This window comes from Streptomyces wuyuanensis, from assembly GCF_900103455.1.
Classification (GTDB): domain Bacteria; phylum Actinomycetota; class Actinomycetes; order Streptomycetales; family Streptomycetaceae; genus Streptomyces; species Streptomyces wuyuanensis.
Genome location: NZ_FNHI01000005.1, coordinates 61,504 through 88,012, shown reverse-complemented (window position 1 = coordinate 88,012; position 26,509 = coordinate 61,504). Strand labels below are relative to the sequence as shown.

Below are 26,509 nucleotides of genomic sequence, written 5' to 3'. Positions count from 1 at the left end.
CGCATCGAGCCGTGCCACCATCGGCCGATCCGGGGCCGTGCCGCGCCCCGCGCCACGAACAGGAGTTCGCAGGATGAGTACGCGGCGGACGCCGCCGCCCGGACCCGGACCGGCCCGGACGCCGGTCTACCGCGCACGGGCTCCGCCCGCCGACCCTCCGACGGCCGCCGGGAGCGCGTGCAGGGTGCCGTGGGAGGCGGCCGCGTAGACGGTGCGTGCGTCGGGGGCGTGGGCGGTGGCGAGGATCTGGCCGCCAAGGTCGAAGCTCTGCAGCGAGGAGCCGTCCGCCGCGTCCAGCAGATGCAGCCGGCCGTGCCAGCCGCCCGCGTAGACGACCGACCCGTCGGCGCACAGCGAGAAGAACTCCTCGCCGTCGGCGTACTGGGCACGCCAGATCTCCTCGCCGGTCTTGGCGCTGTGGCAGTGCACGGTGCCCGCCGTGTCCCCGACGATCACCGTGTCGGCGACGCGGACGGGCGCGGCGACCACCGGCGCGCCGAGCCGGGCCTCCCACAGCGTGCCGCCGTCGGCCGCGGCCAGACAGCGCAGACCGCCGTCGCCGTCGGCGACCACGACCCCGTCGTCCAGTGCCAGCGGGGCCGCCGGCGCGGGCGCGGGGAGCCGCACGGCGCGGTCCCAGCAGACCCGGCCCTCCTCGTCGTCGACCGCGAGGAGTTCCCGTCCCTGACCGGCCGACAGATAGAGGTGCCGGGGACCGGCCGCGACCGGCTCCGCCGGGTCGCCCGCGGAGTCCGTGAGCGGTTCGGTACGCCACCAGACCCGGCGGGTGACGGCGTCGAAGTGGTGGATCCGGCCCGTGCCGTCGCCGAGGAACACGCTCTGCCCGCGCAGCAGCACCCGCGCGTGCGGAAGGCTGCCGGCGGCGACGGACCACCAGAGGGTGCGGGCGCGCGTGTCCCAGGACTCCAGCCGGCCGGCGGAGTCGCACACCAGCAGCAGAGCGCCCTCCGCGCACAACCGGACGGGGGCCGCGAAGTCGCGGTGCCTGACCTGCTCCCGGCCGGTGACCGCGTCGAGCCAGCGCACGTCGCCGCCGCCGTCCGCGGTCACGACGCTGCCGTGGCCGGTGGACACGACCTGGTGGGGCCACTCGCCGGCGCCGGCGCTCCAGCTGCGCCGCCCGGGGCAGAACGGGACGGTGAGGTCGGCTCCGTTGCCGGCTCCCGTGAGCAGCTCCCTCAGCTCGGAGCGGTAGTCGGCCAGGGTACGGGTGACGTCGCCCGGGAGCCGGAGGGTGCCCGGTTCGCCGAAGCCGTCCGCCACCTCCGCGAGGGTCGGGCGGTCGGCCGGATCCTCCGCCAGACAGGCCCTGACCAGCCGGCCCGTCCGGTCGTCCGGCAGGCCCGACAGGTCGGGCGCGGCACCCGAGACCCGGCGCAGCAGCATGGCGCGGGCGTCCCGTTCCCCGGTGTAGGGCGGATGCCCGGTCAGTCCGTACAGCACGATCGCGCCGATCCCGAAGACGTCGGTGGCGTTCACCGTCTTCGCCAGGCCCATGATCTGTTCCGGGGCGCAGAAGTGCGGATGGCCGATGACGGTGTCCAGGCTCACCGTCACCCGCTGGCCCCGGATGCGGGTCAGCCCGAAGTCGATGATCCAGGGCCCGTCCTGGGTCATCAGCACATTGCCGGGGTGGAGGTCCCGGTGGAGAAGTCCCTTGCTGTGGGCGGTGCTCAGGGTGTCGACGAGCTCGGCGGCCACGGAGTGCACCGTGTCGCGGGGCAGTGCGCCCCCGTGCGACTCCAGGATCCGGTAGAGGGACAGGCCGGGGATGAAGCGCGTCGCCAGGGTGGGCTGCCGGCCCGCACCGAAGTCGAAGACGAGCAGTTCGGGGATGCGGGCGCCCTTGCAGCGGTCGAGCGCCTTGCTCTCCTGGTGGAAACGCTGCAGATGCTGGGCGTCCTCGGTGAACTCGGACTTGAGCAGCTTCACCGCCCCGAGGGTGTCGAGGCCGCGCTCCTCGCCCGAGGGTCTGCCGAGGTAGACGGTGCCGAACCCGCCCGTGCCCAGTCTGCCGAGCAGCCGGAATCCCGCGGCCTCGGGCGGGTCGACGGCCGGGTCCAGCGGCTTCACCATGACGGGGTCCTCTCCTCGGGCGGCTGGGGCGGGAATGCGGCGGGATGCGACGGGCTCACTGCAGGACGACGGCCTGGTTCGCGGTCTCGTGGGAGAAGCCGATCCCGCACAGCACCGTGGACTTGCCGAGTTCGCACGTACCGGTGTCGCGCAGCGGCTCACCGCCCGGGCGCGGTGCCTCGCGGTCGCACTTCAGGACGAGCACGAGCCGGCCGGCCTCGTGGCGGCCGCGCACGGTGATCCGGGCCCGGACGTCGCCCGCGTCCGTGTCCTTGCTGACCTCCCGGCCGCGCAGCACCACGGTCTGGCGGCTCCCGGTCCGCAGATCGGTGACGGTCAGCACCCCCGAGAGCGCCGGGTTGCGGCGCTTGTGGGAACGCCACGCCGCCGCCCCGCCCAGCAGGAGGACGAGGAGCACCAAGGGGTAGAACCAGCCGGGGGCCCGGCCGGGGACCGTCCCGACCAGGTCCACGTCGGTGACGGTCGGACCGCCCGTGGTGAACTTCGCGTATCCCAGAGAGCTTCGAACTGCGGGCGTCCACGGCGAGGAGACCTCGGCCCGCAGGTCCAGCCCCGCGTGGAAGTCACGGGCCCCCGGGATCAGGGCGAACTCGGGGTCCTGGTTCCACGCCAGCCTCAGTCCGACCGTGCGGCTCTCCCCCGGTGCCAGCTGCACGGGGCGTCCGGCGCCTTCGACGTCCACGGCCGGTCCTCCCGGCCGGGCGGCCGCCCGCAGGGTCACCCGCAGCGGAACGTGCCGGGTCTTCGACGTCAGCGTGACCCGAACGGTCCTGGAACGGGCGCCCGTGGCGTCCCCCGTCGCGAGGGTGACGGCGCCGGATCCGGGTGTACGCACCCCCTCGCCGTCGACGGTGACCGCCACCCCCTTGCCCTCGTCCGTCCGGAGGACGTTCACGGCCTTCTCCGCGCTCACCTGGTCCTTGGCGTCGGCGAGCTGTGTGCCGAGTGCCGCCGGGTCCACGGGCAGGATGCGCGGGTTGCCGAACGCGCCACCGAGGACCTCGCCGACGCGGGTGCCCTCGGCGAGCGGCAGCCCGTATCCGATGATCTTCCGGTTGGTCCCCATCGCGGAGTAGCGCTCCTTGAGGCGCTTCCAGGCGGGGGTGCCCTGGCGTTCGTACGGGCTGCCCGGCGCGTTGACGGCGCCGTCGGTGAGCAGCAGCACCGCGCCGACCGGGGCGGTGCTGCGGTTGAGCTGCTCGGCGGCCGCCTCCAGCGCGGAGCCGTGGTCGCTGGCCGATTCCGTCGCGGTGGCCGGGAGCCCCTTGGCGAAGAGGCTGCCGCCGCCCTTCTCCCGGACGGGGGACATCGGGTGGACGACGCTCGTGGCCCGGCCGAAGGTGACGACCGCGACCTCGTCGGCGGGGGTGAGGGTCCTGAGGAAGGCGTCCAGCCGGCGCTTGACGGTGGCGTAGAGCGGTGCGCCGTCGGGGCCGCGGTCCTGCATGGAGCTGGAGGTGTCGATGAGGACCACATAGGCGGCCGGGAGCTCGTCGACCTTCAGCGAGCGGTAGATGCCGTCGCGCGGGAGCGGGGTGTCGGCGGCCGGCGCGGCAGCGGCGGGTGCCGTGCCGGACGCCGCCAGCGCGCCGCCGAGGGCGAGCAGCAGGGCGCGGTGCGCCCTTGCGGGGATGATGTGCATGAAGGGTCCCCCCTGTGACGTGCGTGAACGGGCCCGGGTCCCGGCGTGGCGCCGGGATGGGAGAGGCCGGTGGGGCGGGTGTTGGGGCACTGCGGGCACTGCTGGTGTTGCGGGTGTTGCGGGCCGGTGGTGCGGGCACTGCGAGTGCTGCTGGTGTTGCGGGTGCTGCGGGCACTGCTGGTGTTGCGGCACTGCGGGCCGGTGGTGCGGGTGCTGCGGGTCGGTGCCGCGGGTACTGCGTGCGCGCCGGCCGGGGCTACGAACGGCTGGGGAAGGAGCCCGCGCCGAGGTTCCGCAGCCGGGCGATCTCCTCGTCCGCCGTCTGCTGCTTGCGCCGCAGGTCACGGATGTCCTGCTCGAATCCGGTGCGCTCCGCGGTCAGTTGCCGGATCGCGTGGTCGCGGTAGAGCTGCCAGACCCCGGAGTCACGTCCGCCGCGGGCGAGGGCGAGTTCCAGGTCCAGGCGCTCCTCCCGCGCCTGGTCCGCTCCGGCGTAGGCCTCCCAGGTCTTGCGGTAGGCGGTGAGCAACGCGAGGACCCGGTGGCCGGTGCGCTCCCGTGCGGCCCAGGACTCCAGCGGCACGGAGAGACTCTCGCTGTCGGCACCGGCCCGGCGGGCCGTGTACAGGTGCGCGGCGAGGTCGCGCACGTCCTGCGCACCGCCGTCCGCGGCCCGGGCCGCGCGGTGGACGGCGCGGAGCGCCAGGGCCGGCCGCAACTGCGGCAGCCGGCCGGCGATCAGCTTCAGCCATCGCTCGTCGTGCTCGGTCTCGTGCCAGTGGGGCTCCTCGGTCAGCCGCCGTACGGCGTCGGCGACCACCTGGATGTGGGGACCGGGCCGCTCCAGCAGACGCACCGTCAGCTCGCGGCCGGCCCGGTCGGGCCCCTCCCCGGTCTTCGGGTCGACGTTGAGGACGCCCTCCAGCAGCATCTGGACGACGAGCGTGGCGTGCGTGCGCACGGGGTGGCAGTCCAGTTCCGAGCAGAGCGTCGTGATGTAGCCGTCGAGGCGGGTGCCGAACCCGGCGGAGCCGTGCCGCTCCGGCGCCTCGGCGAGGGTGAAGAGGGCGAGCGGCGGCAGGCCGGTGAGGGCGCACAGCACGTCCCACCGTGCCGCGCTCTCGGGCCGCACTCCGTGCGGCCGCACCTCCAGAACCCCTTTGAGCAGCATGCCGGGAGGGGTCTCGAGGGCGTCGGACGGGGTCGTGCGGAAGGCACAGTTGATCAGGCCCTGGAAGAAGTCGCCGTGCAGGACGTGCTCGGCGAGTCCGCAGGCGGCGGCCGCCCCGAGCAGCCGCACGGCGGCCTCGGGGTGCGCGGTGGTCCACTTCCGGGTGGGCGTGCCGTGCCCGGATTCCAGGAGTTCGTACAGCGGGGCCAGTTCGGCGCTGCCCGCCGCCTTGGGCGCGGAGCCGTCGCCGAGCCACCGGAGCCAGGCAAGGACGTCCGCCGCCGGCTCGGGCCCGGCGCAGAGGGCGTGGACGAGGCGGCCGGCGAGGCCTCGGGTGGCCAGCAGCAGGGACTGGGTGAAGGCCATGGTGCCCACGGGGAACGGCACCACGGCGGGGAGCAGTTGCTCCACCACCGGGTCCGGGGCCTCGGACCCCGTCCAGCCGCGCACGGCGTCGATGACGAGAGCCAGGACCTGGTCGAGCGGTTCCAGGCCCTCCCGCGTACCCGACGTGGCGTCCCGCGCGCTCTCGAAGCGTCTCAGGGCGCCGTCCGGGCGGTCGTTCAGCAGATCGTCCACGATCTGGTTCCGGAACGCCTGCGAGACCTCCGGCTGGACCAGATGGCGGGCCAGCGCGGCCATGTCCGTGGAGTGCCCGGCGAGCTTCCGCTCGGAGAGCAGGCTCACGGAACGGGGGTCGGCGAGCGGGTGGCTCAGGGCCGCGTCCAGGCGTTCGCTCTCCACCTCGCGCCCTTCGCGGACCTCCTGGGCGACGGCCAGCGCCGGGTCGAGGCGGCCGAGTACCCGGAGGGCGTCGTCGTGGGCGTCCGGGCCGTCGATGTCCATCGGCTCGCGGGCGTCCGCCAGATGCTCCAGGACCACGTCGCTCCCGTGCCGGGTCCACGCCTCGATCAGCAGATCGTGGTAGGAGCGCGCCTCGGGGGACAGCCGGCCGAGGTCCGGGAGTCCCGCGCCCCAGGCGAGACTGGTCAGGCCCTGGTCCTCGTCGGCGACGCCCCAGTAGAGGCGCATGCGCACCTCCTGGCCGGAAGAGGTCCAGGTGGCGGCGGACAGCGTGCTGCGCATGCCGTACGGCAGCAGGGCGGCCACGCAGTCGAGCACGAGCAGCAGGTCGAGCGCCGAGTACTCCCGGCCTCCGGTGACCACCACCGTGCCGTCCAGCAGATAGGCCGCCGCCGCCGCGAGCCAGCGGCTGCCCTCGGTGACCCGTGCGGTGATCAGGCCGCTCACCCGATCGAGCAGCCGGCCGTCGTCCGTGACGGCCAGTTCCGCCGGCACGGCACCCGGAGCGCCGGACCGGGGCGCGGTGTCGAGCGCCGCCTCGGCCAGGGCGTGCCAGCCCAGGCCGAGCGCGCCGACGTCGGCGACGGGCACGGCGAAGTGGTTGATCCGGCAGATGGGACGGCTGGTGCGGTCGACGGCGTCCGTGGCCTCGAGGACGAAGACGCCCACCCGGCCGGTGCCGTCGGGGCCCGTGCAGGGCCCGATCGTGATCCACGGCAGCCGGTCGCCCGGCGCGGGGGTGCCGGGGGACCAGTGGTGGATGTCGCCGTTGAAGTCGGCGCTCCGGTCCGGCGGGAAGGCGTCCAGCACCTTGTAACCGCTGTTTGTCTGGGGCGGTTTGCCCCAGACGGCCCAGTCGGCCGTGAGTCGCGGTGCCACGGCGGTCTCCTCTCGTGCGGTTCTCGGCTGCCGGGTCAGGAAGCCTGCGGGCCGACGCCGCGCAGGAAGAGGAAGGGTTCGAGGATGTTGACGGGCTGGGGCGGGGCGACGAACCGGACGGCGTCGTCCACGGGGTTCACCAGGGAGGGGTTCTCGAAGTCGAAGCCCCGCTCGGGGTCGACCCAGAAGCCGACGGCCGAGCACACGAAGTACCCGACGCGCTCGGGGGCGAAGAACAGTTCGATCTGCTGCTTGATCTCGCGCAGGCTCCCGTGCGGGAACGCCTGGCAGAGCCCGTCGAACAGCCGCTTGGCGTCCATCACCTCGGGCTGTCCGGTACGCGGGTTGAGCCGGACGTTGCCCTGCTCGCAGGCGAAGCGGAAGACGCGGTCGTCGTCGAACTTCGCCAGGCAGACGGCGATGCTGTGCGGCAGCAGATTGCCCTGGCGTTCGCCGCGCATGTTGACCTCGGTCGCCACCCCGGCGAGGACGTCCGTGAAGAAGTCCGCGTTCTGCCGGGCGTCGTCGCCGACCGGGCCGTCGTCGCCGTTGACCTGCCACTCGCGTACGGGGTCGACGACGTAGACCATGGCGCGGGAGGCCCCGAGGTCCTTGATGAGCTTGCCGCCCAGTGCGGTACCCGTCTGCGAGTGCAGGTCGAACGCCTCGCCGGGCAGGTCGCGGAGAGTGACCTTGAACTCCATCAGGTCGCGGCCGCGGTCGGCGCCGCGCCGCCAGCGCCTGCGGCCGGCGCGGGAGAACCGCGTCCCGGTGAGGTCCCCGGCGAGCGTGAAGCGCACGGGGCGCTGCTCGGTCAGCGTCGCCATCGGGAACGTGCGGTCGCGGTAGAGGATGTGCGCGAGATCGCTGAGGAACTTCTTGGAGGCGTGGTCCTCCGGCCACATGCTCCACTTGCCGTACATGGGGTCCTGCACCGCGCGGGACAGCGCGGCGAGCAGCGTGGACTTGCCGCTGCCCATGCCGCCCCAGAGGGTGATGGTCGACTCCGGGGCCGACGCCGGGGCCTCGGGTTCCTGGCGCTCTTCGTCCTTGGGGGCCGCCTTGTCGGCGACCGCGGCCTTCCGGGCGGGCTTCGCGGGCTTGTCCGGCTTCTCCGTCCTGTCGGGCTTGGCGGGCCTGGCGGACTTGTCGAGCACTTCGGGGCCGCCGAACCTGTCCGCGAAGCTGCCGGGCGCGGGCTCGGCGGGCCGGCCGGCGTCCACGGGCGCCGCGCCGGGCGTCCGTGCCTTCTCCTCACGCGGCCCCGGAGGCGCGGGCGCGGCCGGGGCCGCGGGTGCTGTGCCGTTCGACGGTGCCGGCCGGGCCGGTGGCGGTACCGGCGGCAGTGCGGCCCGGCCCCCGACCAGTGTGGACGGGTCCCAGACGGCGAACGGCCCCTCCGCGGCCCGGTCGTCCCTCCTGCGGTCCTGCTTGCCGTCCTTCGGCGTGCTCTCGGGGCGCTTTTCGTCCTCGGGCATGGTGGGGCTCCCCAGTAGTGGCGGCGGATGGACGTCCGCCGACGGTCGTTGTCCGGTCCGCACGCCCGACGGGCGCACGGTTCGCGTGCCGTGTCCTCAGCCGGCCGCCTCGTGCAGCCACTCCGCGCTCGCGCCGTCGGGGACGACCAGCCGGATGGGGGCGCCGTCCTCGGGGAGGCAGAGCGCCGGCGCCGTCACGGCGGAGGCGATCCGGCGCGGATCGTGGCCGGCGGTGAACCGGCCGTCGGCGCCGAAGAGGTCCCACGCCCGGTCCGCCCAGCGCGCGAGATGGGGTTCGCCCTCGAGGTGGTCCATCCACGCGGGCTCGTCCACGACCGCGACACAGGAGACGCCGTCGTAGTGCCGCACGTCGTCCAGCACGGTCTCCCACTCGATGCGGTCGGGACAGATGCGCACCGCCGCGCTGCGCCGCAGCACCTTGGGCGGTGCGGCGCGCGGATGCGGCGGCCGGGAGCCGATCACGAGGAGCACCCGGTGGCTGTCGGGCCGCCACAGATGCCGGCGGGAGGCGAGTTCGTGCGGCACGTGTTCCAGTCCGGTGGCGAAGTCGTGCCGCAGCGCGCTGTGGTGCCAGCCCGCCAGCGCGCGCTCCGCGGTCTGCGCGGCCGCCATGCCGAGCCGGTGCACGATCGGGTCGCTGTCGTGCGGGCGGTCGAGCGGGGCGTGGTCGCGGTAGCCGATGAGGCCGACGCGGAGCGTGTCGCCGCCGCCGACGGCCTGCCGTACGGCGGCCACGACGGCCGCCGCCTCCTGCAGGCGCTCCTCGACGGCCGCGCCTCCGCCGGCCTGCGGGCCGGCGACCTCCACGGCGAGCACGAGGTCGACGGTGCGGGGGCGGGAGAGCCGCCGGGGCGTGGTCTGCGCCAGGACGGTCCAGGGCGCGGTCTCCGGTTCGTGGTGTCCCTCGAAGGCGAGGTCCACCCGGTCCGGTCCGCACAGCCGGTAGTGGAGTGCGGCGCGGGAGCCGGGCGGGAGTTCGAGGCGGTCGGCCCGTACCGGGCGCCACCGCGCGGGCGGTTCACCGGGGCGGGCGGAGACGACGACGGCGGCGCTCTCCCCCGTGGTCGCTCCGTCCGGCGGCGCGGCGACGGGGACCCGTACGACGTTCCCCGGTTCACCGCCGGCCTGGTCGCCGGTGCGGCTGCCGGCCGGGAAGAGCGGGCGCCGTACGAGTCCGACCGTGCCCGAGGTGCCGTCGATGTCGGCCGCGGCCAGCCAGATGGCGTGGCGCAGCGGGAGCGCGCCGATCAGGTCGCCGGGGCCTTCGGGCCAGTGCGCCGGCAACCGCAGCCGCAGCACCGGGACGGTCTCCGGGCACAGGGTTCCGGCCGCCTGCTCGACGGGCCGCCAGCCCGCGGCACGGACGACGACCAGGAGCGGGGCCGCGCCGAACGGGGTTCCGCGCACGAAGGTGTGCAGCGCCCGGCCGAGCGGATCCGTGACGTCCGCGTCGGCGGGTCCGGTTCCTCCGGCGAGGAGGAAGAGCCGGCGCAGCGGCTCGGCGGGGAGCTCCGGGGAGCCGGTGTGCCGACCGCCGTCCGTGAACTCGCCCCAGGCGGAGTCGGCGAGCGGCCGGGTCGCGGGGCCCCGGCCGTCGCCGTCGTAGGCCACCCGGCTCAGCCGCAGCCGTTCGCAGCCGATCTCCAGGACGTCCAGTGCGGGGAACCGCCCGCCGGCGAGGGAGGTGAGCGCCCAGCCCAGGCCCGACCGGGTGGTGCGGGCGCTCTCCCGGGTCAGGACGTCGCGCCAGGCCCGTTTCCATGCGTGGGGTCCGGGTGCGGTGCCGGGTATCAGATGGGCCAGTCGGCGGTGGTCCGGTGCCGCGGCAGGGTGTGCCGCGGCGGCCTGCCGGCCGGCGCGCGCGGCGGGTCCGCCCTCCAGGAAGTCGGCGGCCCGGAGCGCGGCCCGAAGATCGTCGTCGAAGCCGATTCCCGCGTTGTCCGGGTGCACTGCCCCCCACCCCCCGATGCGATCGCCTGCGTGCACCGGTCACGGCAGGCCATCGCGGTATTTCGAACGTGATTCAGGCATGGATGTGCCCAGGTGAGGGTGCACGCATGACTGATCGTCGGAACCCGGAGTCCCCACTCCGGATGAGGCTTCACAGTAATCATCCCGTGGAGGGGAACGCAGCTTTTTTCGCAACCTTTCAACAAAAGTCGGCCGGTGGGTTCCGCGATCATTCCGGCGACCGTGTCGATTGGCCAAAAAGGACCGTAGACGATCGATTCTCTATTAGTAATCAGGAATTACCGAACTCAACACGGTAAGAAGATGACCGAAGTTGACTTCGAATGTTCACAGCGAGGGCTGCCGCACGGCCGGAACGCCTCCGGAAGCGGCCGGGCACCGGCCTTGGGACGGCCGCGGCCTTGTGCCGCGACCTACGCCCTAGTAGTTAACGGACCACCGGATTGCCGACCCGAAGCGCGTGGGAAGGCTCCCCCGGTACGCACCGGAGCGCACTCGCGACCCTTCCATTCGAGTGAACGCGGACAGGAGCGGCCATGCCCGCAGCCCGCCAGTCGTCAACGGAGCAGCTACAAAGAACACCCGCCCCCCGTGAAGAGGGACCGCCCGTTCGACCCGCCAAGCCCGCACAGCCCCCAGGTGATGCCGTGAACCCGCTGATTGGCCGCATTCCCGTGCTGGACGTACGCCCCCTCGTCGACTGCGGCCGAAGGCCCGCGAAATCGGCGGTCGGCGAAACGTTCCAGATCACTGCCACCGTGTTCCGCGAAGGGCACGACGCGGTGGCCGCCAACGTCGTCCTTCGGGATCCCGGGGGCCGGCCCGGCCCCTGGACCCCGATGCGCGAACTCGCGCCCGGCACCGACCGCTGGGGCGCCGATGTCACCGCCGACAGCGAGGGGCGGTGGACCTACAGCGTCGAGGCCTGGAGCGATCCGCTGGCCACCTGGCGCCACCACGCCGGCATCAAGATTCCGGCCGGGATCGACACCGCCCTGGTCTTCGCCGAGGGCGCCGAGCTCTACGAACGCGCCGCCGCCGGCGTTCCCAAGAAGGCGGGACGGGAGGCCGTGCTCGCCGCCGCCGACGGCCTGCGCGACAAGGACCGGCCGGACCGCGAACGGCTGGAGGCCGCGCTCGCCCCGGACGCCCTCGCCGCGCTCGCCCGCCATCCGCTGCGCGAACTGGTCACCGCCTCGCCCCCGTTGCCGCTCCAGGTGGAGCGCACCCGCGCGCTGTTCGGCTCCTGGTACGAGTTCTTCCCACGCTCCGAGGGCGCCCGGGTCAAGCGCGGCAGAGTCGTCTCCGGCACCTTCCGGACGGCCGCGCAGCGGCTGCCCGCCGTCGCCGCGATGGGCTTCGACGTGGTGTACCTGCCGCCCGTCCACCCCATCGGCACCACCTTCCGGAAGGGCCCGAACAACACGCTCGACGCCGGCCGCCACGACGTCGGGGTGCCCTGGGCGATCGGCTCGGCCGAGGGCGGCCACGACGCGATCCACCCGGACCTCGGCACGCTGGAGGACTTCGACGAGTTCGTGCGCTGCGCCCGCGACCTGCGGATGGAGGTCGCGCTGGACTTCGCCCTGCAGTGCTCCCCCGACCACCCGTGGGTGACCGAGCACCCCGAGTGGTTCCACCACCGGGCGGACGGCACCATCGCCTACGCGGAGAACCCGCCGAAGAAGTACCAGGACATCTACCCCATCGCCTTCGACCGCGACATGAAGGGGCTGGTCGAGGAGACCCTGCGGGTGCTGCGCCACTGGATGGCGCACGGGGTGCGGATCTTCCGCGTCGACAATCCGCACACCAAACCGGTGGTCTTCTGGGAGAAGGTCATCGGCGAGATCAACCGGACCGACCCGGACGTCGTCTTCCTGGCGGAGGCGTTCACCCGCCCGGCGATGATGCACACGCTCGCCGCGATCGGCTTCCAGCAGTCGTACACGTACTTCACCTGGCGCAACACCAAGCAGGAGCTGACCGAGTACCTGACGGAGCTGTCCGGCGAGGCGGCCGCCTGCATGCGGCCCAACTTCTTCGTGAACACCCCGGACATCCTGCACGCGTACCTCCAGGAGGGCGGCCGGCCCGCGTTCGAGGCGCGGGCGGTGCTCGCCGCGACCCTCTCCCCCACCTGGGGGATGTACGCCGGGTACGAGCTGTGCGAGAACACGCCCCTGCGGCCGGGCAGCGAGGAGTACCTGGACTCGGAGAAGTACCAACTGCGGCCCCGTGACTGGGAGTCGGCGGAGCGCGAGGGGCGCAGCATCGCCCCGCTGGTGACGACCCTCAACCGGATCAGGCGGCGCAACCCGGCAATGCAGCAGCTCCGGAACCTCCGCTTCCATCATGCCGACAACGACTCCGTGATCGTGTACAGCAAGCGAACGGGTTCGAACACCGTTCTGGTGGTCGTCAATCTCGACCCCCACCACACCCAGGAGGCGACGGTCTCGTTTGACATGCCGGAGCTCGGCCTCGACTGGCACGAGACCGTACCGGTGCGCGACGAGCTCACCGGCGAGACCTATCACTGGGGCAGGGCCAACTATGTGCGCCTCGAGCCGGGCGTCACGCCTGCGCACATCGTCGTCCTGCGACCGTCCCCGCCGACCGGAGGGTCACCCACATCATGATCGTCAATGAGCCCGTCCACGACACCTTCGAGGACACCCCCGCCAAGGACCGGGACCCCGACTGGTTCAAACGCGCCGTGTTCTACGAGGTGCTCGTCCGCACCTTCCAGGACAGCAACGGCGACGGCATCGGCGACCTCAAGGGCCTCACCGCCAAGCTGGACTATCTGCAGTGGCTGGGCGTCGACTGTCTGTGGCTGCCGCCGTTCTTCAAGTCCCCGCTCCGCGACGGGGGTTACGACGTCGCCGACTACACCTCGGTGCTGCCGGAGTTCGGCGACCTCGCCGACTTCGTCGAGTTCGTCGACGCCGCGCACCAGCGCGGGATGCGCGTCATCATCGACTTCGTCATGAACCACACGAGCGACCAGCACCCGTGGTTCCAGGAGTCCCGCAGCAACCCGGACGGGCCCTACGGCGACTACTACGTCTGGGCCGACGACGACAAGCAGTTCCAGGACGCCCGGATCATCTTCGTTGACACGGAGACCTCCAACTGGACCTTCGACCCGGTCCGCAAGCAGTACTACTGGCACCGCTTCTTCTCCCACCAGCCGGACCTCAACTACGAGAACCCGGCGGTGCAGGAGGAGATCATCTCCGCGCTGCGCTTCTGGCTGGACCTCGGCATCGACGGCTTCCGGCTGGACGCCGTGCCGTACCTGTACCAGGAGGAGGGCACCAACTGCGAGAACCTCCCGGCGACGCACCACTTCCTCAAGCGGGTCCGCAAGGAGATCGACGCCCAGTACCCGGACACGGTGCTGCTGGCCGAGGCCAACCAGTGGCCCGAGGACGTTGTCGACTACTTCGGGGACTACGGGGTGGGCGGCGACGAGTGCCACATGGCCTTCCACTTCCCGGTGATGCCGCGCATCTTCATGGCCGTGCGGAGGGAGTCTCGCTACCCGGTCTCCGAGATCCTGGCCAAGACGCCCGAGATCCCCAAGAACTGCCAGTGGGGCATCTTCCTGCGCAACCACGACGAGCTGACCCTGGAGATGGTCACCGACGAGGAGCGCGACTACATGTACGCGGAGTACGCCAAGGACCCGCGGATGCGGGCGAACATCGGCATCCGTCGCCGACTGGCCCCGCTGCTCGACAACGACCGGAACCAGATCGAGCTGTTCACCGCGCTGCTGCTGTCCCTGCCCGGCTCCCCGATCCTCTACTACGGCGACGAGATCGGGATGGGCGACAACATCTGGCTCGGCGACCGCGACGCGGTGCGCACCCCGATGCAGTGGACCCCGGACCGCAACGCCGGTTTCTCGTCCTGCGATCCCGGCCGGCTCTATCTGCCGACCATCATGGACCCGGTCTACGGCTACCAGGTCACCAATGTCGAGGCGTCCATGGCGTCGCCCTCGTCGCTGCTGCACTGGACCCGGCGCATGATCGAGATCCGCAAGCAGAACCGCGCCTTCGGCCTCGGCACCTTCACCGAACTCCCTTCGTCGAACCCGGCCGTGCTGGCGTACCTGCGCGAGGCGCCCGCGACCGAGGACGGCTCGGACGACCTGGTCCTGTGCGTGAACAACTTCTCCCGGTTCGCCCAGCCGACGGAGCTGGACCTGCGCCGGTACAACGGCCGCCATCCGGTGGAGCTGATCGGCGGGGTCCGCTTCCCGGCGATCGGCGAGTGGCCGTACCTGCTGACCCTGGCCGGACACGGCTTCTACTGGTTCCGGCTGCGCAAGGAGCAGGTGGCCGCGGAGGCCGCCGTGAACGGGTCCGCGCGCAAGGCCCGTGCGCCCAAGGGCGTGTGATTCCGGCACATGCCATGTCGTGTGCGGGGCGGTTGGGCCGCCCCGCACGGGGCACGATTCCCGTCATATCGAGACCTGGTCCGAGTCCGTACGGACCATCCTCCGCCGACACTCCCCCTGCCTGCGGCGGGGGGACCCCCACGCACAGCCCGGACAGCTATTATTTGCCGCAATCCGGGACACTCTTCGCAACCTGTGGTGTGCCCGGGGAAAGGACGCGATGCCATGTCGGAGGCTGCATCCACCCGGACCCCCGTCGCCCTGCTGCCTTCGCTCTCGCCCCTGCTGCGCGAGTGGCTCCCCAGGCAGCGGTGGTTCGCGGGAAAGGGACGCCCGGTCACCGGCTTCGCGCTGGTGGCGGCCGTCGAACTGCTGCCGGTCGACTCGACCGGCCCCGGACTGCTGCATCTGCTGCTGCGCGTCAAGCAGCCCGGCCAGTCCCTGGGCTCCAGGACCGCCGGCGGCCGGACCCCGGCCGGGAACCGCGACCCCGGAACCGGCGGCGACTGCTACCAGCTGCTGCTGGGCGTCCGGGCCGCGCTGCCGCCGTACCTCGCCTCGGCGCTGATCGGCCGCGTGGACGAGGGGCCGCTCGCGGGCCGCACCGTCTACGAGGGGCTGCACGACCCCAGGCTCGCGGGGCTGTTGCTGGAACGGCTCCGCACTCCGGGCCGGTTCGGCCCGCTACGTTTCGACCGGGCGGTTCCCGTCCCGGGCGGACTGCCCGCCCGCGTGCTCGACGCCGAGCAGTCCAACTCCTCACTGGTGTACGGGGATTCGTACATCCTCAAGATCTTCCGCCGGGTGTACCCGGGCATCAACCCCGATCTGGAGCTGCCGCTCGCGCTCGCCCGCGCGGGCTGCGACCGGGTACCCGCGCCCGTCGCCTGGTTCGAGTCGGATACTCCCGAGCCGTGCACCCTCGGTGTCCTCCAGCCCTTCCTGCGCGGCTCCCAGGACGGCTGGCAACTGGCGCTCAAGGCGCTCGCCGACGGCGACGACTTCACCGACGAGGCGCAGGCCCTGGGCCGGGCCACCGCGGAGGTGCACACGGCGCTCGCCGCCGCCCTGCCCACCGTCTCGCTCAGCGGGCCCCAGACCGAGCACCTGGCGACGGCGATGAACGAGCGGCTCGACGCGGCGCTCCGGGCCGTGCCCGCACTGCTGCCCTACGTGCGGGGGCTGCGCGCCGCCTTCGACGCGATCGCCGGGGCGACCTTCGACGGCGACGGCAGGGCCCAGCGCATCCACGGCGATCTGCACCTCGGCCAGGCCCTGCGCACCCCCGACGGAGGCTGGTCCGTCATCGACTTCGAAGGTGAGCCGGCCCGCCCGCTCGACGAGCGCCGGCGGGTGCAGCCCCCCGTCCGCGACATCGCCGGGATACTGCGCTCCTTCGACTACGCCGCCCGCTCGCACCGCCCCTGGAACCCGGCATGGGCGGCTCGCTGCCGTGCCGCGTACTGCGAGGGCTACGCCGACGCCTCGGGCTCCGACCCGCGGGCCGAGGCGGAACTGCTGCGCGCCTACGAGACCGACAAGGCCGTGTACGAGGTCGTGTACGAGGCCCGCCACCGGCCGGACTGGCTGCCGGTTCCCATGTCCGCCATCCAGCGACTGGCCGGGCCGGCGGGCTGACCGCCCTCGGCGCCCGTCCCTCCCCGATCTTCCCCCTCAGCTCAAGGAGGCCGTCCCCGTGACTCCCCGCAATGGCGTACGCCCCGCCAAACCGCTCGACGAATCCGACCGGGAACGGCTGCTCGGCGGCACGCACCACGATCCGCACTCCCTGCTGGGGGCGCACCTGGTACGCGGCGGAGTGGTCTTCCGGGTGCTGAGGCCGTACGCGGAGTCGGTGACGGTCCTGGCCAAGGGCCTGCGTGCCGAACTGCACGACGACGGCGACGGCTTCTTCTCGGCGCTGCTGCCGCTGCGGAAGGTCCCCGAGTACGCGCTCCAGGTCGGGTACGAGGACACCACCATGGAGTTCGCCGACCCGTACCGGTTCCTGCCCGCGCTCGGGGAGCTCGATCTGCATCTGATCGGCGAGGGCCGGCACGAGGAGCTGTGGCACGCGCTCGGCGCCCGGCCGATGACGCACCAGGGCGTCACGGGCACCCGGTTCACTGTCTGGGCTCCGAACGCCCGCGGGGTCAGGGTCGTCGGGGACTTCAACCACTGGGACGGCACGGCGTGCGCCATGCGCTCGCTCGGCGGCTGCGGGGTGTGGGAGCTGTTCCTGCCCGGCGTCGGCGAAGGCGCGCTGTACAAGTTCGAGATCACCCGCCCCGACGGCTCCCGCACGCTCCGCGCCGATCCCATGGCGCGCCGCACGGAGGTGCCGCCCGCGAACGCCTCGGTCGTCACCGATTCCCACCACGTGTGGCACGACGAGGAGTGGATGGCGAACCGCGGCGCCCGCCCGGTCCACGAGGCCCCGTTCTCCGTGTACGAGGTGCATCTGCCGTCCTGGCGCCCGGGCCTCACCTACCGCCAGCTGGCCGACCAGCTCCCCGCCTACGTCAAGGACCTGGGCTTCACCCATGTCGAGCTCATGCCGGTGGCGGAGCACCCCTTCGGCGGCTCGTGGGGCTACCAGGTCACCGGCTTCTACGCGCCGACTGCGCGGATGGGGACTCCGGACGACTTCCGCCACCTCGTCGACGCGCTGCACCGCGCCGGCATCGGGGTGATCATGGACTGGGTTCCCGCGCACTTCCCCCGGGACGACTGGGCGCTGGCAGAGTTCGACGGGCGCCCGTTGTACGAGCACTCCGACCCGGCCCGTGCCGCGCACCCCGACTGGGGCACCCTCGAGTTCGACTACGGGCGCAAGGAGGTCCGCAACTTCCTCGTCGCCAACGCCGTGTACTGGTGCGAGGAGTTCCACATCGACGGACTGCGGGTCGACGCGGTCGCCTCGATGCTCTACCTGGACTACTCCCGCGAGCACGGCGAATGGAGTCCGAACGAGCACGGCGGCCGGGAGAACCTCGACGCCGTCGCCTTCCTCCAGGAGATGAACGCCACCGTCTACCGGCGCTGCCCCGGTGTCGTGACGATCGCCGAGGAGTCCACCGCGTGGGACGGCGTGACCCGCGCCACCCACCACGTCGGGCCCGCCGGCTTCGGCGGGCTCGGCTTCGGGCTGAAGTGGAACATGGGCTGGATGCACGACTCGCTCGGCTACGTCGAGCACGAGCCGGTGCACCGCAGGTTCCACCACAACGAGATGACGTTCTCGATGGTGTACGCGTACAGCGAGAACTACGTGCTGCCGATCTCGCACGACGAGGTCGTGCACGGCAAGCGCGCGCTGGTGTCGAAGATGCCCGGCGACTGGTGGCAGCAGCGCGCCAACCACCGGGCGTACCTCGGCTTCATGTGGGCCCATCCGGGCAAGCAACTGCTCTTCATGGGGCAGGAGTTCGCCCAGGGCGCGGAGTGGTCGGAAGGCCACGGCCCGGACTGGTGGCTGCTGGACCCCTCCTACTCGGCCGAGGCCGACCACCGCGGGGTACGGGACCTGGTGCGCGAGCTGAACACGGTCTACGCGGCCACTCCGGCGCTGTGGCAGCGCGACACCGTCCCCGACGGCTTCGCCTGGGTGGACGGCGGGGCCGCCGACGACAACGTCTTCGCCTTCCTCCGCTTCGACGCCGACGGGGCCCCGCTGCTGGCGGTCTCCAACTTCTCCCCCGTGGTGCGCCACGAGTACCGGCTCGGTGTGCCGCCGTCCGTGCCCGCGTGGGCGGAGGTGCTGAACACGGACGCGGCACGGTACGGCGGCGGGGACGTCCACAACGACGACCCGGTGAAGCCCGAGTCCGTGGCCGCCCACGGCCACCGCACGAGCGTGCAGCTCACCCTGCCGCCGCTGGCGACGGTGTGGCTGAAGCCGGTGTGACGACCCCGAGCCGCTGCGTGGCCCTCGTCAGCGCCACATAGAGGTCGTTGGGCAGCATCCGCTCGGGCGCCACCACCAGCACCGTGTCGAACTCCAGGCCCTTGGCCTGGCGCGGGTCGAGCAGGACGACGGGCCGTGAGAGGTCGAGCGGCCCGTCGTCGCCGAGGCCGGTGAGTTCGGCGTGCAGCTCGCGCGGGGCGATGACGGCGAGCCGGCCCTCCTCCGGCGCCTCGGCGGCGGCGAGGGCGGCCACGTCGGCGAGCTCCACGGTGCGCTCCCAGGGGGCGACACCGGTGGACCGGATGGAGCGCGGCGGGCTGAAGCCGGGGTCGGTGCCGCGGCGCCGCCCGGCCGCGTAGTCCATGATCTCCGCGGGCGTACGGTAGTTGACCTCGAGCCGCGCCAGCCGCCAGCGGTCCTCGACGTGCGGGGCGAGCATCCGCTCCCAGGAGTCGCATCCCCCCAGGTCACCGGTCTGGGCCGGGTCCCCGACGAGGGTCATCGAGCGGGTCGGGCAGCGGCGCATCAGCAGCCGCCACGCCATGGCCGACAGCTCCTGGGCCTCGTCGACGATGATGTGCCCGAACGCCCAGGTCCGGTCGGCGGCGGCGCGTTCGGCGGCGCTGCGGTGGTCGATCTCCTCCTGCCGTTCGGCCATGCGCTCGGCGTCGATGACGTCGTGCGCGGCCAGCACCTCGGAGGCGTCGGCGTCGACGTCCTCCTTGTCCTCGAACTCGTAGGTGCGGGAGGCGTACGACACGTCCAGCACGCCCTGGGCGTAGGCGATCTGGCGGGCCCGCTCGGCCTCCGCAGCGGCGCGGGCCGCGGAGTCGTCCTCGCCGAGGAGTTCCGCCGCCTCGTCGAGGAGGGGCACGTCGGCGGGGGTCCACGGTCCGCCGGAGCGTCTGATCAGGTCCGCGTCCTCCCCGTCCAGGTGCGTGGGGTCCGCGAGGTAGTCGGCGAGGAACTCCTCGGGGGTGAGCGGGGGCCACAGCGAGGCGATGGCGGCGTGCACCTCCGCACTGGCGGCGACGGCCTTGCCGAGCTGGGCGATGTCGTCGGGGCCGAGGAAGTTGGGTCCGCCGTAGGGGTCCTCGCCGATGCGGTCGGCGAGCTGGGTGGTGAGGTCGTCGATGATGCGGAAGGCGAAGTAGGGCCGGGCGAGGTTGTGCGGCAGCCCGGTCTCGCGGGCCTTGTGCCGCGCCTCGACGGCGATGTCCCAGTCGAGGACCAGCTCGCCGTCGTCGTGCGCGATGACGATCGGCTCGCCCTTCTCGGGGACCTGCTGCCGGTCCCGTACGGCCTCGGCGAGCACGCCGGCCATCTCCGCGCGGCCCTTCACCGCCGCGGCGGCGGGGCTGTCGGTGCCGGTGGCGTGGACCCCCGGGTAGAGCTCCCCGACGGTCGCCAGCAGTACGCCGGTCTCGCCGAGGGACGGCAGCACCTCTCCGATGTAGCCCAGGAACGCCGGGTTGGGCCCGACGATCAGCACGGCCCGCTTCGCGAGCTGCTCCCGGTGGGCGTACAGGAGGTAGGCGGCGCGGTGCAGCGCGACGGCGGTCTTGCCGGTGCCCGGACCGCCCTCGACGACGAGCACGCCGTGCTGCGGGGCGCGGATGATGTGGTCCTGCTCGGCCTGGATCGTGGAGACGATGTCCGCCATGCGCCCGGTGCGGGCGCCGTTCAGGGCGGCGAGCAGCACCTCGTCGGCGTCGTGCGACTCGTAGCCGGTGCGGGTCGGGTCGGCGAGGTCCATGATCTCGTCGTGCAGTGCGGTGACGGTGCGGCCCTCGGTGGTGATGTGCCTGCGCCTGCGCAGCCCGAGCGGTTCGTAGCCGGTCGCGAGATAGAACGGGCGCGCTACGGGTGCCCGCCAGTCGATCAGCAGCGGCGTTCGCTCGGCGTCGTCCCGGCGGATTCCCGTTCGCCCGATGTGGTACGTCACTCCGTCGCGCCGGTCGATGCGTCCGAAACAGAGTCCGGAGTCGGCGGCATTCAGCGCGGAGAGCGACGCGGACTGTTCCGCCACCTCGATGTCGCGCTCGACACGCGCCTGCCGACCGGTGCTGACCTGCGCCATCGTGGCACGCACGGCGGCCTCGGCCTCCCCCCGCAGCTGGTCGAGCCGCTCGTGGGCGAGGGAGACGAATTGCTGCTCCTGCCGCATTTCCTCGGTTGACAATTCAGCTCCTGACGCGCTACAGTACTTTTATTGAAGTTCTCCGCGTTCTTTGTCACGTCCGAACACGGAACTATTCAATATACGCGGAGAAATGCCCGGCCCGTCAAATTCGGACCGGGATTTTTTGTTGTCCGGGACACATCGACCCCGGGCGGCGACCGCCGCCGGCACTCTCGTCGCGCGGCCCTCCACGGAAGACGGATGCCGCCCGGCCCACGGCCGCCCCAAGGGCTGTCCCGTCATCACCGGGGGATCGGCGCGCGGCGTCGGATGCGGTGCATCCCAAGGCCGAGGGTCGTCCTCATACCGGGCGCATTCGGCGATCCGACAACGCAGCGAGGTGCCGCAGCTGTCGACGCGCGCCGGCTGGGGATGACGGGACAGCCCTTAGCGTTGCCGCATGACCGTGGAGACCACCACTGAAGGGCCCCTGCGGCGCGGGGCCGTACGAGGCGACGAGCGCGCACTCGCCCCCGACGTCGCACGGGGGCTGATGCTTCTGCTCATCGTGCTGTCCAACACCGCCTACCACCTGTGGGCCGCCCGTCGGGGGCCGTCCGGCTGGCACCCCGTCGACGGGTCGCCGCTCGACCAGGCGGTGCAGTTCACGATGATCGTGGTCCTGGACATGCGGATCTACCCGCTCTTCGCGTTCCTCTTCGGCTACGGGATGATGCAGCTCTTCCTGCGTCAGACCGCCGCCGGCACCACGGAGCGCGACGCCGCCGCGATACTGCGCCGGCGCAGCATGTGGCTGGTCGCGCTGGGCCTCGCCCACGCGATACTCCTGATGGCGGGTGACATCCTCGGCTACTACGGGATGTTGAGCCTCCTGCTCGGATGGCTGTTCCTCCGCCGCAGCGAACGCGCCCTGAAGTGGTGGGTCCTGATCGCCTCGGTGCAACTGGTGCTCGTCACCGCGGGTCCGGTCCTGTACGCCGTGCTCGACGGAGGGCTGGGCGCGATCGGCGACCCCGGGGCCGAGCCGGGGTACGTGCTGTACGCGAGCGGCGAGGAGAACTGGTTCGAGGCCGCCGGCACCCGGCTGTCCACCGGCCTGCTCCTCACCTTCGGCGCGGCACCCCTCAGCCTCGTCCTCGGCGGTTACGTCATCTTCCTGCTGGGCTTCTGGGCTGCCCGCCTGCGTGTCCTGGAGGAGCCGGACCGCCATCTGCCCCTGCTCCGCGGCACCGCCGTCCTCGGCATCGCCGTGGGCTGGCTCGGCGCACTGCCCGCCGCACTCGCCCACGTCGGTGTGCTGCACGTGCCCGACGCCGCGCAGAGCGAGTCGGGAGCGCTCACCGCGCTGCGGGACGTCACGGGAAACGCGGCCGGACTCGGCTATGTCGCCGCCGTCGCCCTCTTCGCCCGCTGGTGGGCCTCCCGCCCGCCGCGGTCGGGCCTGCCCGTCGTGCCGGCCCTCGCCGCCGCCGGGAAGCGGTCGCTGTCCTGCTACCTCACCCACTCCCTGCTCTTCGCACCGGTGCTCGCGGCCTGGGGTCTCGGCCTCGGCGAGCACCTGGGCAGTGCCTCGATGGCCCTCTTCGGCACCGGAGTCTGGCTGCTGACGGTCGCCGGTGCGTACGCGCTGGAACGGCGGGGCCGCCGCGGCCCGGCCGAGGCCGTGCTGCGGCGGCTGATGTACGGAAGGGCCGCGTAGCCGGTCGCCCCCGGCTCAAGGGCTGTCCCGCACCGCCTCCACCGTGCTCGACCAGTCGTGCCCACCGTGGCCCCGGGCCACCGCCCGCTCCACCACCGCACTGATCGCCTCGAGTTGGCCGACGTCGAGGCCGCGTGTGCGGGCGGCCCGGAGGACGTGGCCGACACCGGCCGCCATCATGGCGAGGTTGGCCTCCCCGCCCGGGTAGCTCCGGGCGTCGACGGCGGCCGCCGTGTGCGCGGCGATCGGCGGCAGGATCTCCACGATGGTGCCGAGGTGCGGCACGATGTCGGCCGCCTTCACACCGTCGGCCGTGACCAGGGCGAAGGCGTGCACGAGGGCCGCCATGCCGCCGTAGAAGAAGTCGAGCAGCGCGAGGTCGTAGAGCGCCGCGAGTCCGGGGTCCTCGCCGATGAAGACGGTCCTCCCGCCGAGGGCCCGGAGCGTGGACTCGTGGCGCTCGAACGCCTCGCGCGAACCGGAGTGGAACAGCAGTGCGTCGGGACTCCCGACGACCGGCGTCGGGACCATCACCGAGCCGTCCAGATACGGGACGGAGTGCGCGGCGGCCCAGGCCGCCGTCGCGCGGGACCGTTCCGGGGTGTCGGAGGTGAGGTTGACCAGGACCCGGCCGCGGAGCGCGGCCGCGAGCGGTTCGAGCACCGCGCGGGCGGCCGCGTCGTCGACGACGCACACCACGACGAGCCCGCTCGCGCGCACGGCCTCCTCGGGGGTGGCGGCGGGCACGGCTCCGCGCCCGGCCAGTTCGCCGCCCTTCCCGGGTGAGCGGTTCCAGACGGTGGTGGGGTGGCCGGCGTCCAGGAACGCGCCGGCGAGGGCACGGCCCATGGCGCCGAGCCCGAGCACGGTCACGGGGGCAGCGGGGACAGCGGGGGCGGTGTTCTCGAAGGACATGAGGATCATGCTGATCCGGCTCGCAGACCGTCACAAGTACCGACAAAGAAGTCGGATACCCACCTGAGGGTAATGATCGAGGTGAGCGATCTGCCCGAACTGGCGCCCGATCGCTGTGCCATACTCAGCGCGCTCATTGCCCGTACCGAAGCCCAGGGGATCGTCCGTCGTGAAGCCCGTGCTCGCCGTGGCCGGCGCCGGTGGCGCCTGCGGCGCCTCAGTCGCGCCGGCCGTGCCGTGGGCGGCCCGCTCGGCGCGGGCCCGTGAGATCCGCGCGGGCGTCGGCGCATGACCGGCATACCCCTCGCGACCCCCTATCTGGACACCGGAGCCGACCAGCTGTCCTTCACGCTGGGCCGGTCCGAGCACCCGGCGCTCGCCGTGCGCGACCTCACCGTCGCCGGGATCGACGTACAACTGCGGCTGCTCGGCGCCTCGCACCAGGTCCTCGCCGGTCCGGTCCGGGAGACGGTGGCCTGTCTGCCCGGCGTCGAGTGCGGGCTGCCGGAGTCCGCGACGCACGAGTTCGACGACTGGCGCTATCACTTCGGCGCCCGCGTGCTGCACTGCACCGCCGCGGAGTTCACCGAGCGTGTGGCCGCCGTACGCGCCCGCTGCGACGGTGACCCGAGGTCGCTCTGCGGGGTCTTCCCAGGTTCTCCGGACGCCGTCACCGCGCTGGCCGTCGAACCGCACGGCACCGGGCTGAGCTGGCGCACTTGGCACACCTATCCGCAGAGCCGCCAGATCGTGGCGACGCAGACCCGGCTGGAGGCCCGTTGAAGACCGTCCGACTCCTCACCGCGACGATGCTCGCCATGGCCGCGCTCACCGCGTGTTCCGACGAGCCGGACGACGACGGCAACGCCGTCCCGTCCTCCTGGATCCGGCAGCAGTACGGCGGCAGCGGCCCCGGCTACACCGACCCCTCGGACCGGATCTCCAAGGTCGGTGACGAGATACACGGGCACGCCGCGTCCACGGACCGGATCGACGGCGGGGACATGGTCTTCCTTCGCTACCGGGACGACATCGTCGCCATCAGCCCGTACCTCCAGGGCAGCCGGATCGAGATCGACGACTACCGCACCGGCCACAAGCGCTGGAAGTCCCGCATCGGCAACGTCTGGCCGGACCCCGAGACCGACGCCTTCCGCGGCGGTGGCCCCGGCTCCGGCAAGTAGCCCCCTCGATCCGCCCACCCGAATCCCGACGACGTCCCCGAAAGGCACCCCCGTGGCAGAGATCCTCGAGTCCGCAGGCACCGCCCTGCTCTACGGCCTCACCGGCTTCATCGTGATGGTCGTGGGCTTCGTCGCACTCGACCTGGTGACCCCCGGCAAGCTCGTCCACGTGGTGTGGACGGAGCGCAACCGCGGCGCCGCGGTCCTCCTCGCCGGGCAGACCATCGCCATCGGCCTCGTCATCGACCAGTCCATCCGGGCGAGCGAGTCCGAACAGGGCCTCGGCCTCGGACTGTTCAGCACCCTGCTGTACGGCCTCGCCGGAGTCGTCGTGATGACGCTCGTGTCCTGCATCGTCGGACTGCTGACGCCGGGCCGCCTCGGCGAGGCCGTGCTCGACGACAACGGCGACCGTCCGCACCCCGCCGCCTGGGTGCAGGCCGCGATGTACATCGGCACGGCCTTCATGGTCGGCGCCGCGGTCTCCTGACCACCCGGTGAGCACCACCGTGCAGGACCGCACAGCCGCGCAGGAACGCACAGCCACCGCACCCGAGTCCCCCGTCAGGTCCCGAGGGGCGCGGGTGCTGCTGCTGTTCTCCGTGTTCCTCTGCGCCGCCTGCGGGCTCGTGTACGAGCTCGCCCTGACGGCGCTGGGCAGTTACCTCATCGGCAACTCCGTGATGCAGACCTCGGTGGTCATCTCCGTCATGGTCTTCGCCATGGGCGTCGGCTCGCTGGCGGCCAAACCGCTGCAGCGCCGTGCCGTCGGCGCCTTCGCCGCCGTGGAGGCCGTGCTCGCGCTCGTCGGCGGTCTGTCGGTGCTCGTCCTCTACCTGTCGTTCGCCTGGCTGCGCGTCTACATGCCGGCCATGGTGGTCGTCTCGTTCGTCGTCGGCCTCCTCATCGGGGCGGAGATCCCGCTGCTGATGACGCTGCTGCAGCGCATCCGCCGCCAGGAGGCGGGCAGCGCCGTCGCCGACATGTTCGCCGTCGACTACATCGGCGCCCTCGTCGGCGGCCTGTGCTTCCCGCTGCTGCTCCTGCCGACCTTCGGCCAGCTCAAGGGCGCCCTGGTGGTGGGGGCGGTCAATGCCGTGGCCGGGGTCGTGGTCGTCCTGTGGATCTTCCGCCGGCAGACCCGCCGTTCGGTGCGCACCGGGCTGCTCATCGGGGTCACTGCGGTCCTGGCCGTGCTCGGTTCGGTGTACGTCCTGGCCGACGACATCGAGGTCACCGCGCGGCAGCAGCTCTACCGGGACCCGATCATCCACGCCGAGACGACGCCGTACCAGGACATCGTCGTCACCCGGTCCACGGCCTTCACCGGGGAGCCCGACACCCGGCTCTTCCTCAACGGCGACCTGCAGTTCTCCTCCGTCGACGAGTACCGCTACCACGAGGCCCTGGTGCACCCCGCCATGTCGGGGCGGCACGAGTCCGTGCTGATCCTCGGCGGCGGGGACGCGCTGGCCCTGCGGGAGGTGCTGCGGTACGACCGCGTCCGGAAGGTGACGCTGGTCGATCTGGACCCGGCGATGACCCGGCTGGCCCGCGGCTTCGAGCCGCTCAGCGAGCTCAACGGCCACGCACTCGCGGACCCGCGGGTCACGGCGGTCAACGCCGACGCCTTCAACTGGCTGCGGGACGCGAGGGAGCGGTTCGACACGGTCGTCGTCGACTTCCCCGACCCGGACACGGCGGCGCTGGCGAAGCTCTACTCGGTGGAGTTCTACCACCTGCTCAAGCAGGTGCTGAAGCCGGACAGCCGGGTCGTGGTGCAGGCCGGGTCGCCGTTCTTCGCCCCGAAGTCCTTCTGGTCCGTCGCCACGACGGTCGGCGCGGCCGGCTACCGCACGACCGAGTACCAGGTGGACGTGCCCAGCTTCGGCAACTGGGGCTACGTCCTGGCCGCGCCCGGCACGGACGGCGCGGCGCCGGCCCTGCGGCTGGCCGGGGACGCCCCGCGGCTGCGTTTCCTGGACGACGCGGTCCTGCGGGCCGCGACGGTCTTCCCACTGGACCGCCGCCCGCAGAAGGTGCGGGCGAGCACGCTGATGGATCCCGTGGTGCTGGAGTACACCCGGCACGAGTGGCAGAACTACTGAGCCACCGAACCGCTCCCGAAGTCGGGGTGGGAGTGAGTCCTGTTGCCGGGTCCCG

16 protein-coding genes are annotated in these 26,509 nt (G+C 72.5%); 9 read left to right on the top strand and 7 right to left on the bottom strand.

Features of this window, described 5'->3' with window-relative positions; all coding sequences use genetic code 11:
- Nucleotides 1-126: 126 nt before the first annotated feature.
- From BLT82_RS09405 to BLT82_RS36275, 5 genes are all read right to left on the bottom strand, one after another.
- Nucleotides 127-2,097, bottom strand: a complete 1,971-nt coding sequence (locus BLT82_RS09405; RefSeq protein WP_093653429.1) for a protein kinase domain-containing protein — start codon at nt 2,095-2,097, stop codon at nt 127-129.
- Between the two features lie 55 nt (nt 2,098-2,152).
- Nucleotides 2,153-3,760, bottom strand: a complete 1,608-nt coding sequence (locus BLT82_RS09400; protein ID WP_093653428.1) for a VWA domain-containing protein — start codon at nt 3,758-3,760, stop codon at nt 2,153-2,155.
- A gap of 256 nt (nt 3,761-4,016) precedes the next feature.
- Nucleotides 4,017-6,614, bottom strand: a complete 2,598-nt coding sequence (locus tag BLT82_RS09395) for a hypothetical protein (protein WP_093653427.1) — start codon at nt 6,612-6,614, stop codon at nt 4,017-4,019.
- Between the two features lie 35 nt (nt 6,615-6,649).
- Nucleotides 6,650-8,092 carry a hypothetical protein gene (locus tag BLT82_RS09390; RefSeq protein WP_107490241.1) on the bottom strand — a complete coding sequence of 481 codons (1,443 nt, stop codon included), beginning with the start codon at nt 8,090-8,092 and terminating at the stop codon, nt 6,650-6,652.
- 96 nt (nt 8,093-8,188) lie between these two features.
- Nucleotides 8,189-10,063 (bottom strand): hypothetical protein, encoded by a 1,875-nt coding sequence (locus BLT82_RS36275; protein WP_107490240.1) that lies wholly within the window; start codon nt 10,061-10,063, stop codon nt 8,189-8,191.
- A 677-nt stretch (nt 10,064-10,740) separates the two neighbouring features.
- On the opposite strand from BLT82_RS36275, the gene BLT82_RS09380 reads away from it, so the two are divergent.
- The 4 genes from BLT82_RS09380 (at nt 10,741) to glgB (ending at nt 18,405) form a co-directional block, all read left to right on the top strand.
- Nucleotides 10,741-12,726 carry an alpha-1,4-glucan--maltose-1-phosphate maltosyltransferase gene (locus BLT82_RS09380; RefSeq protein ID WP_208867815.1) on the top strand — a complete coding sequence of 662 codons (1,986 nt, stop codon included), beginning with the start codon at nt 10,741-10,743 and terminating at the stop codon, nt 12,724-12,726.
- Nucleotides 12,723-14,498, top strand: coding sequence for a maltose alpha-D-glucosyltransferase (gene treS / locus BLT82_RS09375; RefSeq protein WP_093653424.1), 1,776 nt, complete (start codon nt 12,723-12,725; stop codon nt 14,496-14,498). The genes BLT82_RS09380 and treS overlap by 4 nt, the downstream gene beginning before the upstream one ends.
- 225 nt (nt 14,499-14,723) lie before the next feature.
- The gene (locus BLT82_RS09370) at nt 14,724-16,136 is read left to right on the top strand and encodes a maltokinase N-terminal cap-like domain-containing protein (protein ID WP_093653423.1); all 1,413 of its coding nucleotides are present in this window, start codon (nt 14,724-14,726) and stop codon (nt 16,134-16,136) included.
- A gap of 58 nt (nt 16,137-16,194) precedes the next feature.
- Nucleotides 16,195-18,405, top strand: a complete 2,211-nt coding sequence (gene glgB / locus BLT82_RS09365; protein WP_093653422.1) for a 1,4-alpha-glucan branching enzyme — start codon at nt 16,195-16,197, stop codon at nt 18,403-18,405.
- Here the strand turns inward: glgB and BLT82_RS09360 are convergent.
- Nucleotides 18,362-20,572 (bottom strand): HelD family protein, encoded by a 2,211-nt coding sequence (locus tag BLT82_RS09360; protein ID WP_093653421.1) that lies wholly within the window; start codon nt 20,570-20,572, stop codon nt 18,362-18,364. The genes glgB and BLT82_RS09360 overlap by 44 nt on opposite strands.
- Nucleotides 20,573-20,987: 415 nt before the next feature.
- Here BLT82_RS09360 and BLT82_RS09355 point away from each other — a divergent pair, with 415 nt between their 5' ends.
- Nucleotides 20,988-22,247 (top strand): DUF418 domain-containing protein, encoded by a 1,260-nt coding sequence (locus tag BLT82_RS09355; RefSeq protein ID WP_093653420.1) that lies wholly within the window; start codon nt 20,988-20,990, stop codon nt 22,245-22,247.
- A gap of 15 nt (nt 22,248-22,262) precedes the next feature.
- Here BLT82_RS09355 and BLT82_RS09350 read toward each other — a convergent pair whose 3' ends face one another.
- Nucleotides 22,263-23,162, bottom strand: coding sequence for an NAD(P)-dependent oxidoreductase (locus BLT82_RS09350; protein ID WP_093653645.1), 900 nt, complete (start codon nt 23,160-23,162; stop codon nt 22,263-22,265).
- A 288-nt stretch (nt 23,163-23,450) separates the two neighbouring features.
- Here BLT82_RS09350 and BLT82_RS09345 point away from each other — a divergent pair, with 288 nt between their 5' ends.
- The 4 genes from BLT82_RS09345 to BLT82_RS09330 are packed head-to-tail and all read left to right on the top strand — an operon-like array spanning nt 23,451 to nt 26,454.
- Nucleotides 23,451-23,945: a DUF2617 family protein gene (locus BLT82_RS09345; protein WP_093653419.1), complete on the top strand. Its 495-nt coding sequence runs from the start codon at nt 23,451-23,453 to the stop codon at nt 23,943-23,945.
- The gene (locus BLT82_RS09340) at nt 23,942-24,346 is read left to right on the top strand and encodes a DUF4247 domain-containing protein (RefSeq protein ID WP_244291896.1); all 405 of its coding nucleotides are present in this window, start codon (nt 23,942-23,944) and stop codon (nt 24,344-24,346) included. The genes BLT82_RS09345 and BLT82_RS09340 overlap by 4 nt, the downstream gene beginning before the upstream one ends.
- 52 nt (nt 24,347-24,398) lie before the next feature.
- Nucleotides 24,399-24,836: a DUF350 domain-containing protein gene (locus tag BLT82_RS09335; protein ID WP_093653418.1), complete on the top strand. Its 438-nt coding sequence runs from the start codon at nt 24,399-24,401 to the stop codon at nt 24,834-24,836.
- A gap of 19 nt (nt 24,837-24,855) precedes the next feature.
- Complete coding sequence (locus tag BLT82_RS09330; RefSeq protein ID WP_093653643.1) at nt 24,856-26,454, top strand: polyamine aminopropyltransferase; 1,599 nt, start codon at nt 24,856-24,858, stop codon at nt 26,452-26,454.
- The last annotated feature ends 55 nt before the right edge of the window (nt 26,455-26,509 follow it).